Raw genomic sequence first — 13379 nt, 5'->3', positions numbered from 1 at the left:
CGTAGCTAGTGGCTCTTGCCGCGGGCGAGCTTGAGGGTGATCCCGCCGGCCCCGATGGGTCCGGCGGCGCCGGCGATGACGGTGAAGGTGTGGGCGGCGGCATCCATCAGGAAGCAGAGGGCGGCGACCAGTCCCCAGCCGCCGGCGACGGTCGCGCCGGCGATCGCGAACGGCAGCAGTAACCGACGCCACTCGATCCCGGCCGGGGGCCGGTCGTTGACGACGAACACGACCGGCTGCCCGGTGGCCTGTGCGCGCTGGAAGACGTCGGCGGGGATGTGCGGGGCGATCTGGCCGGGCGGGGTGTGCTGGCGCATTTCAGGCTCCCTCGGGGTGTGCCGCGGGCCCGCGCCAACAGGTGGCGCGGGCCCGTGCGGTGGGTGGGTGTGCTTGTCGCGTGGCTTGTCGTCTCGCTTGTCGTGCGGCTTGTCGTCTTGCTTGTCTTGTCGCTTGTCTTGTCGCTTGTCGCCTCCCAGGTCACAAGCCGGTTATGGGGCTCCAGACCCCAGAAAGCGGCATGTGGTCGAGCGGAGACGACAAGCGACAAGTGATCAGTCGTCGGGTGCGTGGGAGCGATGGACGTAGCGGGCTTTGGTGCCCTCCCCGACCCGCACACAGGTGCCGTCCTGCATCCACGTTTTCAGCCACCCGACGACCGTCTGACGCGTCGTCCCGTAGGCATCGGCGAGCGCGCGGGCGATCGCCGACGCCCCGGTCCCCTCCGGTCCCGCGGCGAGCAGCGCGGCGAGCGCGGCCTGTTGTGCGGGGCTGTCCTGCTCGCCCCGCAGCGCCGACAGATTCAGTCCGGTCGGCTGCTCCGGCCCGGCGCCCTGTCCACTGGTCTGCGGGTCGGGTGCGGTGCCGAATTGCGCGTCGATCTCCTGCCGGAAGCGGCGCAGCATCTCATCCTCAGGCGAGCCCTGCCCGCCGTCCTGGCCGCGCAGAGCGGACAGGTTCAGCCCACCCTGCCCGGCCGGACCTGCCTCGCTCGAGTCGTCGTCCGCGGGGGTGAGATCGAGCATCCAAGCGGTGCGGTCGGCATCCCAACGGCGCGCGTATGCCGGCCCGGCCGCCTTCGCGGACACCTCATCCAGGCGGGGGTGCCGGTCGGAGGTGGCGACGGTGATCTCGCGGATCTGGTTCGGGAGGATCCGCCAGGCCTTGAACAGCGCGGCCGGCGACTCCGGGGTGCCCATGAACCCGGCCCCCTTGTACGGGGCCTGCTCGACACGCAGTCCGCGGCGGCCAGGGAACATCTTCCCCAGGTCCATCCCCTCCGTCTCGCCACCGGTGAGGGCGACGCGCACTTTGCCCTCGCGGCGGATCATGAGGTTGCCCAGCACTGACCCGGTGGCTCCGAGGGCGGTGAGGACGGTGCGGATGCCCATGGCGCGCAGCATCCGGATGACTTCCAGGATCTTCTTCGCGAGTTCCTTCATCTGTCGGTCGGTGCTGACCAGGATCTCGGCGCCCTCGTCGACGACCAGCATGATTTGCGGGATCTTCGCGCTGATCGGCAGGAGATCGGTGTTCGCCTTCGACAGGAGGTCCTGGTACGCCTTCTTGCGGTGCAACCCGATGGCCAGCACCGCGTCCAACATGATCAGCGCCTCTTCGTAGGTGCCCGCAAGCCAGTCGACGCCGGGCCGCACGGGCTTGTCGTCCGAAGTCTTCAGCTCGCCCTTGAGGGCGGGCAGGACCCAGGGCAGGCCGGCTGATCCGGCGTTGAGGTCGATCACGAACGTGAGCAGGTCATCGGCGCGGGCGAAGCTCGCGAGGATGCCGTGCAGCATGTTCGTCTTGCCCGAACCCGTCGGGCCCACGACCAGGGCGCACTGTTCGCGCAGGTAGGCGGAGACAGTCTCGCCGTTGGTGCGCACTCCCCACGGCAGGCCGGTGAGGACGGAGAGACGGCTGTAGTCGTCGGGGTAGTCCAGGGCTTCTTTGAGGACGTTGACCGTGGTCACGTCCAGGATCGTGCGGCCCTGATGGATGCCGGGGGAGGCGGCGGCGGTGCAGCCGTGCGGCAGCTTGGCATCCCCGGACAGGGGCACGGAGTAGCCCGCGATGCGGTCCCAGGTGATCCCGCCCTGCGGCTCCAGATCCAGCGAGTAGCCGGTACCTGTGGGCCACATCTCCACCGCGAGGACGCGCACGGAGATCGAACAGATCCGCTGGATCCGTTCCACCCACGCCTCAGCGATCGCCCGCCGCTCCGCGGACAACTCCGCAGCGATCGCCCGCTGCTCGGCTGCAATGGCCTCGTCCTCGCGCGCCTCCTCGTACAGCGCGCTCGAACGGGCCGCGGCGCCGATGCCCACGCCAATGGTGGCGAGGGAGCCGAGGGCGGCCCAGGTGAGGGGGCCGGTGGTCATGGCCCAGGTGGTCCAGCCGGCTCCGACGAGCCAGGAGGCGGCGCGAGTGGCGAGGGTGCGGCCGGCGTTGCGGATCCGCAGGCCGGCGACGGTGTGACCGAGGGCGCCGGCGGTGCCGACGGCGAGTGCCCAGCCGGGGGGCATGGCGGTGGCGGCGCCGGTGGTGGCGAGGGCGAAGGCTCCGGTGGTGGCGGACAGGGCGCCGGTCACGGGTCCGTGACCGGCCGCCCAGTCCAGCACCGGACCACTGCTGACCTGCTTCTTCTTCGCGTTAGCGGTGGCGGTGGCGGTGCTGCTCATGGTTAGACGTTCCAGCCCTTCTCAGCCTCGGGGCCGTTGCGGGGGTCTTCGTGGCGGGCGATGTCCTGCTCGTGGGCCTGCCGGAACAGCGGCCCCATGTCTTCGGCGACCGCGACGGCGCTCATCAGGGCGCCGAAGATGTCGTTGAAGCCGTCCGCGACTTCCTTCTCCAGCGGGAACTCGGAGTCGGAGCGCTCCGCGAGGATCTTCATCACGTTCGCCACCGACGTCAGTGCGGCGGGCAGGCTCTCGACCATGGCCAGGATCTCCATGGCGTTCTCGGGGTCGTACTGGTTGGCGGCCTGCTCCATCTCGGAAGCGGCCTCTTCGAACTGGAAACCGGACACGTGCTCTCCTTCACTCACCGCAGATGTGGTGCTGGGGGTGGGAATGTCGGCGGCCGGGCGCTCCACCTGCTCGCCCAGACCGTCCGTGCCGTCCTGTGCGGCTGCCGCATCGGCGGCGGCCTCCTCCTCGCGCAGGGTCTTGCGAGTGGCTTCATCACGGGTCGCGCGCTGCTCGGTGGCGGTGCGGACGATCTGCCAGAACAGGCGGCGCCCGGGGTACATCAGCCACGGGATATCGAACTTGCGTCCGATTGGCGTGGTGACCATCCCGAGCAGCCCGACCGGCAGCGCGAGCAGCGCGGCCAGCAGCCGGCGACCTTGGAAGCGGGCCGCGGACCTGCGCAGCGCTTTGCGCGCCGCCCGGCGGGCCGGGGCCTTCCGCACCTGCGCCCGCTGCGCCGCGACCGTGGCGCCCGCCTTGGCGTCCCGCTTGTTGCGCTGCTTGGTGACCGCCGCATCCCGGGCCGCGCGCGCCTTGCGGACCGCGCCGCCCTTCAGACGGCCGGCCAGACCAGGACGCTTGCCCGATCGGGCGGTGCCGGCAGCGGTCTTGGCGTTGCGGCGCGCATCGGCGACCGCGCGCCGCGCGCTGGTGGTCTGCGCCCGCTGCCCGCCGCGCGAACCTGCCGCGGCCTTCTGTGCGGCCCGCAGCGCCTTGACCTGCCCGGCCCGACCCGCAGCACCCTTGCCCGCGCTCGCCGCGTGCTTGGACAGGCCATGTCCGGTCTTGCTGGGAGTCTTCGCGCTGCTCGTAGCGGCGGTGCTACGGCGGTGCTGGCCGGGCACCTTGCCCGACCTGCCACCGCCACCACCAGCACGCGAACCACCCGCACGGCTCCCGGAGCCACCGCGGGCGCCCGTTCCGGTACTGCGCAGGCCCGTGGAGCGTGCGGCGGCCCGGCCGGCCGTGCGGGCCGCGGACTTGCGCGCCTCGCGGCGCGGGTTGGGCTTGCGGGAGCGGGCGGCGGCGACCGTGCCGAGCACGACCATGCCGGTAGCGGCGACGGCCGCGGCGATCGGACCACCGGCCAGCGAGGCGGCGGCGACCGCGCCAACGGTGCTGTTCGCCCCGGACAGGGCGAGAGGGACGATGGGCCACCCGCCGGGCGTGTGCTCCACCTCCTTCACCGCTGTCGCTTTGGCCGTAGCGGGCGGGGTGTTGGGCGGTGGGGGCGGTGCGGCCGGGACTACTACCGGCTCAGTGCTGAGTTCCGTCATGCTGTGAGCACTCCTTCAGGGGAGTAGGGCCCGACCGGAAGCCCTGGAAAGTTGCCGGTCGGGCCTGCTGAAGTGGGGTTACGCGGCGCGCTGTTCATCGGCGGGGTAGGCGCAGGGCACGCACACGCCCAGCTGCGCGGGGATGACGTAGCCGGCATCCCGGAGACACTGCGGGCAGGTGCGGCGAGCCTGGTTGGCCTTGTCCAGTGCCGCCTGCTTGGCAGGCGTCATTGGGCGAACGGGCTTCGCTGCGTCGACGCGGTAGAGGTAGGCGATCAGCGGGCCGCGCCGGTAGCGGGGCCGCTCGATCTGCGCGACGACGTCTTGCCCACCTGGCCGCAGCCCGTTCGCACGGAGCTGCCGGCGGGTGGCCAAGCCGTCCGGCGCGAGGCGCCAGGGGTAGACCGGTAAGGCGGCCATCACCGGTTCCCGATCGCGAGTTCGGCGCCACCCTCGCCGGGGTCGCGGTACTCGGCGTAGCGGGCGGAGACCCAGCCGACCGACCAGCCGCACAGATCGGCCGCGCGCCGCACGGACACGCCCTCGGCGACCGCGGCGGCGACGATCCGCCGGGCGTGGTCCTCGGGCAGCTTGGTGTTCACGGGCGGGCCGTCCAGCAGCGCGGCGTGCTCACGGCGGGCGGCCTCCGCACGCTCCCGGGCCTCCTTCGCTACCCGTTCGGCGGCCTCTCGTTCAGCGTGTTCACGATTGCGCTCGCGCTGTTCACGCTCGCGTTCACGGCGTTCACGCCCCTCGCGTTCGGCAGCCTCGCGGGCGGCGCGGTCCTCGCGCTCCTCCCGCCGCCGGCGCTCCTCCCGCTCGGTTGCTTCCGCGGCCAATCGGGCTTCGTGTTCACGCTGTTCACGCGCCAGCGTCGCGGCGTGCTCGCGCTCCTCGCGCGCCTCCCGACGGGCAGCCTCCGCGCGTTCGCGGGCGGCCTGCTGGGCTGCTTCGCGTTCGGCCCGCTGCCGTGATTCCAGCGCCGTGACGGCTGCGGTGATGGCGCGCCGGTAGGCGAGCCCGGTCTCCGCGGTGACGATCAGCAGCAGCGGCGCCACCGAATGGACAGCTACTCCGACCAGGTCTTTCTGCAAGGCGGAGTCGGCAGTGTTCAGGGCGAGCGTCATGGTGCCGGTCATCCAGCGCAGCACGATCGGCCACCGTCCGCCGTGCCCACCGAGGCGGGCAAGGACGGAGTCGAGACGAACCACGATGACCACCGCGGCGTCCACGACGAGCGGAAGGATCGGCGCCGTCCACCCCCACTTGGCGGGGGTGTGGGCGGACATGAGCGGGGTGACGGTGAGGATCGAGTACAGCATGGCGCCGGACACGATCAGCCACGTCCCCACGTTCAGCGCGCGCTCCGCTGAACGGATATGAACGCTGTTCACGCGGCAGCCTCCTGCCGTGAACGCACCCAGACGGAGGCGAGCAGCCACACCGGCGAGGCAGGGTCGGCGGGGTCCGTGCTGAACTCCGTCCACTCCCACTCAGCTGCCGGCGCCTGAACGAACCCCAGCGCCGTGAGCGCCTGCGCCCGCTCCGTGAACGTCGGCACCCGATCGCCCGGGCCGAAGCTGTGCTCGGGCCACGGATCGAGCGAACCGCGCACCACCACGTACAGCCGCCAGCCACCCTGGCTCGCAGACAGTTGCGCCCGGAGCTCCCGCGCCATCACGCCACCGCACCCGAGACGACACGGTTGGCGAGCGTCGCCCGCTCGGACAGCACCCGGCGCCGGCCGCGACGGGCGCGCCGCTCGTCCAGCTCGGTGGGCACCTGGTCGAGCAGGGCGATCTGTACGTCCAACGCTTCGACGTCCGCGAGGATCCGCGGCATCTCAGCCTCGATCGCGTCCAGCTCGGAGTCGGTCGGCTCCATCCACTCGGCGAACGCAGTAACAGCGTCCTGAACAGTAACGATGTGGTCCATTGGGTCGTGTGTCCTTCCACAGGTGGACGGCCCGAACAGCGGCCCCGGAGTTGCACCTCCGGGGCCGCGCGCCGTTGAAGTCGGTAGATCCGGCTCCCCTCAACCCCGCCCGTACGGACTCCGCAAGATGCGGGACCGGACGGCCAGGGGAGGCAACCGGCGCGACGTGAGCCGCCGCGAAAGCTGAAGAGAGTGGACCGAGCTACTGCACAGGCGACGCCGGTCGGTCCATCACGGCGACACCCAGAGCGTTCGTTGGCTCATCGGGACTCCTCGGTCGAAGGGGCACGAAAGATCACTGCAAGGGGGACCACGTCCCCACACTCCGGCCGTTGCTCGCGGTCGCCGGGCCACCTCGCCAGTACGGGCCGAAACCCTGTTGTTCCTGGCCTTTAGCGGGATTGCAGCGTCCCCGCCCTAAGCATTCGTGCAGGTCAAACAGTTATGCCGGAACATCCCCGACTTGCTTGGGAGTTGCTCGGCGACACACCCATAGACTGGACCGGTGGACCGGTCCAGTCAAGCGCCAAGTCACCCTCCCTTTGGGGCAGTTGGGCGTTCGCGCTGGTCAGGGAGGTTGAGCGGCATGAAAAAAGCTGGACCGGCGGACCGGTCCAGCTCCCTTATGGGTCACTCAGGCCTACATCGCATAGGTGTCTACCTGTTCATAGTGAGGGGAGGGTGTGACGCCCTCCTCGCACACGAGGGGGCGCCCCTCTTGGTCGTATGCGGTGTGGAGAACCACGGCGACTGCCGTTGCCTCAGCCAGGCCCAAGTGGTGGGCTTCCGTCTCGGTTGCCAGGCGCACCGTAGTCACGTCCACTCCCTCAGCGGGAGAGCGGCCAGTCTGCCGGCGCACGTAGCGAGTTGTTCCCTCCGGGATGGGTGCAGTCTGCGCGAGCCTGGGGGAAGCCTCCGCGATGTCCGGCGGGAACCACGCTTCCGCGTAGCTGTGCGGACTTCCGTCCGGGAGTTGCAGGACACGGATCCGCCGCAGAGTGGTGGCGCCGGGAGCCATCCCAAGCACGCTAGCCACCCGCGTTGGCGGTTCCGCCCAATCCGGCTCACCGACGCGCAGGAAGGGCATGCCACCCGTTATGCGAGCGGATCCCGCCCGTCGCGCCCCCGCAGGCCGTGCGACGGGCGTCTCCGTCACTACGAAGCCTGTCCCCTGCTTGGCCGTGACGACACCATCGTTTCGCAACACGTCCAACGCCTTGACGGTTGTCGCACGCGACACTGACCACTGTTCCGCCAGGTCACGCCCGGACGGAATGATCTCGCCCGGGGCGAACTCGCCGGAGGCGATGCGGGCGCGTAGCGATTCGGCGATCTCCTCGTACTTCAGTAGTGCCATGGCTGCCTCTCTACCGGGCGTGCTGGACTGGTCCACCGGTACACAGCATACTGCCGCTATGTCGAATGTCGGATTGGCTCCTTCCGTTCTGCGCTTCTACGGCGAAACGGTGGACGAGAGCAGGCGCCTGCATCGCTCAGCGGATGGCCGCATTGAGCTGATGCGCACTCAAGAGCTGCTGCGGCGCTTCCTGCCGTCGGCGCCCGCGAGCGTGCTGGACGTCGGCGGGGGTCCAGGAGTGCACGCCGAGTGGCTGGTCAAGGACGGGTACACCGTGCACCTGGTGGATCCCGTCCCGCGTCATGTTGAGCAGGCAGCAGCCATCTGCTCGGCGTCCATTGGGGACGCCCGAGCGTTGGACGCTAGCGACGACAGCTACGACGTGGTTCAACTACTCGGCCCGCTCTACCACTTGCCCGATGCCGCTGATCGCCGTACGGCGCTTGCTGAAGCACGGCGGGTGGCCAAGCCAGGCGGACTCGTAGCGGCAGCGGCGATCAACCGCTATGCCTCACTCTTCGAGCACGTCACGTATGCCCACTTGCACACCGAGCGCATGCACGAACCGGTGTCCAAGATTCTTCGCACAGCCGTACACGACGGGGAACACTTCACCCTGGCCTACTTCCACCGCGCGGAAGAACTGGCCGACGAGCTACGCGAGTCGGGGCTCACTGACGTGCAGGTGTTCGGCATCGAGGGCCCAGCTTGGTCACTTGTCAAGGCAGTCGAACAGCAGCCTGGCGACGGCCCCACCGAGGACTTGATTGCTTCTGCCATCGCAGCTGCTCGTATGGCTGAGCCGTACCCGGAGTTGCTCGCCGCGAGCTCTCACCTGCTCGCCGTGGGGCGGGCGCCGGCCGGTGCCTCTGCCTGACTGGCTCTGTGGCCCAAGTTGGATACGAGCAACCGGAGCGATCGAGGAATTCACGATCTAGTCCCCTTGATGGGGTGCGGCGAGATGGGGCGATTGGGGCGCTAGCAGCTCCATATCCGGTAAGGGATGCAATCAATGAGTGGCGCTTACCGAGCGTATCTACGCGGATAGAGATAAGGATGGAATCAAGGCTTCCATTGCGACTTGGAGTGATCTAGGTCCGGTCTCAAAAGTTTTTTTCTGTCCTAGTGCGGCAATACTGTTTGCCCTGGTCAAGGGACATTTTGGGGCTTCATCTGTTAGTTGTTCGCAGCCCTATCCACCGGGTCGTGCACAGCTAAAACCCGCTTGCCCACAGTGATCGACGCGTTATCCACAGGGGTTGTGGATGACCAGATTGGCGGACCCGCAAGACGCTGTCACTATTGCTGCTGACGGGTGGCGTGGTCGCAGAAAAGGCGGCCCCCGCGCCAACGGGAGCCGCCCCGACCTTGCCCCTAGACGTGAGAAAGGTCTGCCATGACCGTACCCATGAAGCCCGAGCCGCCGCACTCTCGGGAGGGTGTTGATGGCGATGTGAATGGGCCGAGTCGTGCGAAGTCACCCCGAGGCTGGGGGCTCGCGGTGGCCAGTCTCACCGTGCTCGGGATCGCCGTGGTGACGTTGGTTCTAGCCCTCCCTAGCCTGGCGGCACCAATCGGGACTTCCGCTGGTGTCGTCGCCGTGGTGGTTCCGCTGGCACAGATGGTGCGGGGCGGCGGTTCGTCCGGTGGCGGATCTCGCCAGCCATAGCGAGCCTTGCGGCCATCCTCTGGCCAACGAGGGCTGCCGGGATGACGCTTTAGCAGGTCAGACAGGCTAGGGATGCGGACTGCGTGACGCTCTTGGAAACCGCCGTGGTGCCGGGTCTCGATCGAATCGCTGCCCCCGACAGGTGTGTCGGTCGCGGTGGTGGGGAGAGCAGGACCGATAGGCAACCAACGGAGGGGGACGATTCGTGTCGACGTGGGAGAAGAAGGCTGCGGCGCAGGCCAAGCGTGCCGAGAACCGGACAGGCGAAGGCCAGTTGACCGACGCGGTTGGAGAGGGTCTCGCGGCCGTGACGTACGCAGTGTTGCAGGGTGCATTCACGGCCCAGAGGCCGCGTGTCTGGTTGGACACGCGATGCTCAGCAGCCAGCACGTGGGTGCGAGGCGAGGACATCGTGAGCGCCCGAGTGCGCGAAGCTGACGACAACGCGGATGGACAGTTCGTCCTAGAGGTCTTCGTTCCTGGCCTGTCCACTGCTGCTAGGTGGTTGACCGTCGCCACAGGTACCAGCGAGTGGTTCGAGCTGAACGCGGCCGAGCAATTGCTGACACTTCTGGAAGAGACGGCCCGGAGCGAAGACGACGAGCCGCCGGCAGTTTTCGTAACGATCCATGGAGAGACAAGCGACAAGCATGGCCTTGCCGTGGATCGCAACTATTGACGGCAGAGGGGCCGGCGCTGGCGCGGACCTGCGGGCGAGGGGAAGGCTGCGCTCGCAAGCCGGGCGGAGGCTGCTCCTCTTCGTGAGTGAGGCCCAGGGTGACGCCGCCGGGCCCTCTCTGGGCCCTCCAAGGTTGACCGACGACGACCAACAACGACCAACAACGACGGCCCAACCGCAGGTCAGTTGGGGTATGCACGCCTCTGACCAGGGGCGAAATGCGGGCCCGCCAGACCCAGGGCAAGAAGAAGTAACCGGACGCCAGCAAGCCCCCGACCTGCGTTTTCTCGGCCGGTCGGGGGCTTTTTGGTGGGGCTGGGCGGTCCCTGGGCCGTCAGCCGATTGATCGGGCCGTGCTCAGCGCTTCAGGAGATCCGGCTCCGACTGTTCTCTCGTCTCTGCCCGGGCTCCCGCATCGCGGAGGACTGAGACGGCTGCCGCCGCGTCCTCCTCCGGCACGCAGGTGAGGACGACGGCGGGAACCAGCGTCGTCAGGATCTTGCTGCGCCAGAGGCTCAGCCCCGTAAGCCGACGCACGACCTGGACGACGTCCATCACGCGGACACCTGGGTCGGTGAGCACCACGTCATGAGGCACGTCGTCGCACACCAGCAAGAAGTACTCGTCTGCCATCGCTCTCCCCGCCCCTCTCCGATTCGGAGGGTACGAGCCCTCAGCCGCCATGTCGCATCGTTTCGGCGGCGTCGAAGACGGCGGCTACGGCCTTGCGTGTCCGCTCCTGGCTGGACGGCATGAGGTGCGCGTACACGCAGAGCGTCAGGCCCGGGTCCGAGTGGCCCAGGTACTCGGCGAGAGCCTTGATGTTCTCCCCGGCGTCCAGGAGCACCGAGGACGCCGAACACGGCCGAGGCCTCGGCATGGTCAGCGCGATCGCCCATCGAGTCGTGATCCACGACAGCGACGGCGGCCACACGGTCTCCGCGGAGCCCTTCACGGACGTACGCCGAGGAGGCCACCCATGCTGAGGACGACGACCGGTCCGGGCTTCTGGTGCGAGTGCTGGACGGAAGGGCTGGGCGGGCAGCAGCCGCCGGCGCTCTTCGGAACCTTCGACGCCTGCTCGGCGGTCGAGGCGAACAACTGGTTGGCGACGATCTGCGCACGATCTCACCGGCCCTCGACACGGCAGCTTCTACGGAAGCGTGGACGCGGCTCCACGACGACCGCATCGACACGAGACAAGCCCGCCTGCGCCGGGAGCCCTGGACGGTGTCCGTCACCCACGTCAGCACGCGCATCACATGGACGGTCCGACCAGTGCTTCTCCTGTCCATGGCACACCGCCAAGGCATCGAACTTCCTTCATGTGCAGATGACTTCAAGCCCCACGACAAGGGTTGGACAGCCCACGCATGTCCTTAGGGTCCTCTTATGACGGAGACGCGCAAGCCAAGGCCAAAGCCCTTCGACGAACTCACCGATGTGTACGACTTCCTGGAGGAAGTGCGGCTGCGTCCAAACATGTGGGTCCGTCGAGGTTCGTTGCAGCATCTGGACTCCATGCTCACCGGATACCGTGTCGCCCTTGGGGTGCACGATGTCGCGGAGCCGTTCGACTTCTGGAACCTCGGCCGCCCGGGGCGCTTCTCCGACTGGCTGTGCCAACGACTCGGCCGCGAATCCTCATTGGGCTGGGCAGTGGAAATCGAGCACGAGGCGGAGCGGGCCGACAGGCCGGCCATGGAGATGTTCTTCGAGCTGTTGGACGAGTTCCGAGCCTCGGACCAACGGCTCCGAGACGAGGCAGCGCCCCACAGCCACCCTGCGGCGGAGGCCGAACAGCCCCTGACAGCCGACTGAGTCACAACTCTCTCTACTGATTCAAGGCGGCTCGCTCCACACCCCGCGCGCGCCCCGACCCCCGGCCGGGCCTACGCTCCTGACTCCGCCCCGCTCCAGCCCGGCCTGCACCCGTGCCGCACGCACAGTGATCAGCCGCCAGGCGCACGGTCCGACCGACCCTGACCAGCAAAAACCCAGCTCACCAAGATCCCCGGCAAGACCCAGGGCAAGGCGAAGTGGGGATCGTGATCATGTCCCCGGCCTGCGCATACGGCGTGGGGTGGGGGGATTTGCGCGGCCTGGGACCTCTGGGGGACCTTGGTGTGGCGGGGTCTGCGGGGGACCCGGATGTCGTTCTTGGGCCTGCCGGGCGGGAGCGAAGAGGGCGGCACCCCGCGCGGGGTGCCGCCCTCTTCGCTCTGCCGTCTCAGTTCCCGTCTCGGTCGGCCTCGGAGGTTCGACGACGAGGCGGGAAGCGGCGCAGGACGCGCAGGGGCACTTCCGCCCCTGCGGCCCGGCTAGTGGTCGTTGACGTAGTAGTGCGTGGTCACGCTGCCGTAGTCCGGGCCCAGCCAGACCGCGACGCTGATCGAAGTGTCCTCGGGGAGGTCGTAGATGCCCCCCTGCGAAGCACGAGCCGAGGCGCATGCGCCCTCTCCGCCCGAGGCGGTGAGTGTGTAGCGGATGTGATACGCGCCGCTCGGGTACTGGACGGCGATCTGGACCCGGGGCGAGACTCCGTCGGCGTCCGTGTCACAGACCGAGACGATGTCGCCGTACTCGGCGATGTAGGCCGTGCCACCCGGGTTGGAGTCCGAGGTGGTCCACGTGTGGTCCCAACCACCGCTGGGCGGATCGACAGTCGCCGACGCCGACGTCGCGTTGGCGAGTGCCCCGCCGGCGAGAAGAACTGTCGCGGCCAAGGCCGCAATCTTGTGGCGCATCGTGTACCCCCTGTTTGTGCCCGCGCGGGCAGTCCGGCGAGCGGTAGTGACCCTATGTCAGGTGGGCACACTCTTCGATCATATTTTTTCACCGCGCGATCACGGGCCATCTCGTTCCCGCTGGCCCCCTCGTTTCCCGTGCTGTTCCGTGCTGTTTCGTGCTGTTTCGTGCTTCGGCACGGCTTTCATGGCGTCAGATGTCGTGCTCTGAGGGCGCATACGGAAGTCGACATCCGGCGCCCGGGCTTCCCGAGCTCAGGGTCCGGACGGTGCTGACGTGGACGATGCCCTTCGATACGGTCCCGAGCCATGGCGAAGGGCGACGGTGTGCCGGAGAAGGTGGCGTGGGTCCTGGTCCGGGACGACCGGGTGTTGGTGACGCGTAGTCACGGCAGGGATCGCTTCTACCTCCCGGGCGGTCATCGTGAGCCGGGCGAGTCCGACGGCGAGACCCTGGTGCGGGAGATCGACGAGGAACTGCGGGCGGCGATCGACCCCCGTTCCATGGTGCACTTCGGCACGTTCGAGATCGGTGAGGGCCATCCGGATCACGGCCCCTTCCGGATGATCTGCTACACGGCCGATCACCGCGGTGAGTTGACCCCGTCGAGGGAGATCGCCGAGAAGGCGTGGTTCCGCTACGTCGATCGGGACCGGGTCTCGGCCGTCGACGAGATGGCTTTCGATGCGCTGCACGAGGCCGGACGGCTCTCCTGATCCCGTGACCGCTGTACCGCGGTGGAGTGCAGCGG

14 protein-coding genes and 2 pseudogenes are annotated in these 13379 nt (G+C 68.6%); 5 read left to right on the top strand and 11 right to left on the bottom strand.

All coding sequences use genetic code 11. The annotated features are described in order from the left end of the window. Nucleotides 1-5: 5 nt before the first annotated feature. The 8 genes from ABT070_RS34905 to ABT070_RS34870 all read right to left on the bottom strand — a co-directional run bounded on the left by ABT070_RS34905 (nucleotide 6) and on the right by ABT070_RS34870 (nucleotide 7532). Complete coding sequence (locus ABT070_RS34905; RefSeq protein ID WP_351766683.1) at nucleotides 6-317, bottom strand: hypothetical protein; 312 nt, start codon at nucleotides 315-317, stop codon at nucleotides 6-8. A gap of 234 nt (nucleotides 318-551) precedes the next feature. Beyond that, the gene (locus ABT070_RS34900) at nucleotides 552-2675 is read right to left on the bottom strand and encodes a hypothetical protein (protein WP_351766681.1); all 2124 of its coding nucleotides are present in this window, start codon (nucleotides 2673-2675) and stop codon (nucleotides 552-554) included. 2 nt (nucleotides 2676-2677) lie between these two features. Next, nucleotides 2678-4240, bottom strand: a complete 1563-nt coding sequence (locus ABT070_RS34895) for a hypothetical protein (RefSeq protein WP_351766679.1) — start codon at nucleotides 4238-4240, stop codon at nucleotides 2678-2680. A gap of 78 nt (nucleotides 4241-4318) precedes the next feature. Then, the gene (locus ABT070_RS34890; RefSeq protein WP_351766677.1) at nucleotides 4319-4660 is read right to left on the bottom strand and encodes an RRQRL motif-containing zinc-binding protein; all 342 of its coding nucleotides are present in this window, start codon (nucleotides 4658-4660) and stop codon (nucleotides 4319-4321) included. Continuing rightward, nucleotides 4660-5634 carry a DUF2637 domain-containing protein gene (locus tag ABT070_RS34885; RefSeq protein WP_351766675.1) on the bottom strand — a complete coding sequence of 325 codons (975 nt, stop codon included), beginning with the start codon at nucleotides 5632-5634 and terminating at the stop codon, nucleotides 4660-4662. Before ABT070_RS34885 ends, ABT070_RS34890 begins: the two co-directional genes overlap by 1 nt. After that, on the bottom strand, nucleotides 5631-5918 hold the full coding sequence (locus ABT070_RS34880) for a DUF6303 family protein (RefSeq protein WP_351766674.1): 288 nt from the start codon (nucleotides 5916-5918) through the stop codon (nucleotides 5631-5633). Before ABT070_RS34880 ends, ABT070_RS34885 begins: the two co-directional genes overlap by 4 nt. Further along, nucleotides 5918-6175, bottom strand: coding sequence for a DUF6284 family protein (locus tag ABT070_RS34875; protein ID WP_351766672.1), 258 nt, complete (start codon nucleotides 6173-6175; stop codon nucleotides 5918-5920). Before ABT070_RS34875 ends, ABT070_RS34880 begins: the two co-directional genes overlap by 1 nt. 640 nt (nucleotides 6176-6815) lie before the next feature. Continuing rightward, nucleotides 6816-7532, bottom strand: a complete 717-nt coding sequence (locus tag ABT070_RS34870) for a GntR family transcriptional regulator (protein WP_351766838.1) — start codon at nucleotides 7530-7532, stop codon at nucleotides 6816-6818. A gap of 58 nt (nucleotides 7533-7590) precedes the next feature. Between ABT070_RS34870 and ABT070_RS34865 the strand changes: the two genes are divergently transcribed. Then, nucleotides 7591-8409, top strand: a complete 819-nt coding sequence (locus ABT070_RS34865) for a class I SAM-dependent methyltransferase (protein ID WP_351766670.1) — start codon at nucleotides 7591-7593, stop codon at nucleotides 8407-8409. A gap of 997 nt (nucleotides 8410-9406) precedes the next feature. Further along, complete coding sequence (locus tag ABT070_RS34860) at nucleotides 9407-9880, top strand: hypothetical protein (protein WP_351766668.1); 474 nt, start codon at nucleotides 9407-9409, stop codon at nucleotides 9878-9880. 357 nt (nucleotides 9881-10237) lie between these two features. On the opposite strand, the gene ABT070_RS34855 is transcribed toward ABT070_RS34860, so the two are convergent. Continuing rightward, a complete protein-coding gene (locus ABT070_RS34855; protein ID WP_351766666.1) occupies nucleotides 10238-10513 on the bottom strand; it encodes a ribosomal protein L7/L12 in 276 nt (91 codons plus the stop codon). 40 nt (nucleotides 10514-10553) lie between these two features. Then, nucleotides 10554-10733: pseudogene (locus ABT070_RS34850) on the bottom strand (site-specific integrase); the annotation flags it as partial. Here ABT070_RS34850 and ABT070_RS34845 point away from each other — a divergent pair. After that, nucleotides 10729-10866: pseudogene (locus ABT070_RS34845) on the top strand (ATP-binding protein); the annotation flags it as partial. The pseudogenes ABT070_RS34850 and ABT070_RS34845 sit on opposite strands and share 5 nt — an antisense overlap. Nucleotides 10867-11272: 406 nt before the next feature. Beyond that, entirely contained in the window at nucleotides 11273-11701 is a 429-nt protein-coding gene (locus ABT070_RS34840; protein ID WP_351766665.1) for a hypothetical protein, read from the top strand. A 500-nt stretch (nucleotides 11702-12201) separates the two neighbouring features. On the opposite strand, the gene ABT070_RS34835 is transcribed toward ABT070_RS34840, so the two are convergent. After that, complete coding sequence (locus ABT070_RS34835; protein WP_351766664.1) at nucleotides 12202-12606, bottom strand: hypothetical protein; 405 nt, start codon at nucleotides 12604-12606, stop codon at nucleotides 12202-12204. A 330-nt stretch (nucleotides 12607-12936) separates the two neighbouring features. On the opposite strand from ABT070_RS34835, the gene ABT070_RS34830 reads away from it, so the two are divergent. Continuing rightward, on the top strand, nucleotides 12937-13344 hold the full coding sequence (locus ABT070_RS34830) for an NUDIX hydrolase (protein ID WP_351766663.1): 408 nt from the start codon (nucleotides 12937-12939) through the stop codon (nucleotides 13342-13344). Nucleotides 13345-13379 lie beyond the last annotated feature (35 nt).

Origin of the sequence: Streptomyces sp. NPDC002884 (assembly GCF_040295245.1) — a bacterium.
Lineage (GTDB): Bacteria > Actinomycetota > Actinomycetes > Streptomycetales > Streptomycetaceae > Streptomyces.
The sequence above is the reverse complement of the archived record's forward strand: the minus strand, read 5'-3'. Positions and strand labels throughout refer to the sequence as shown.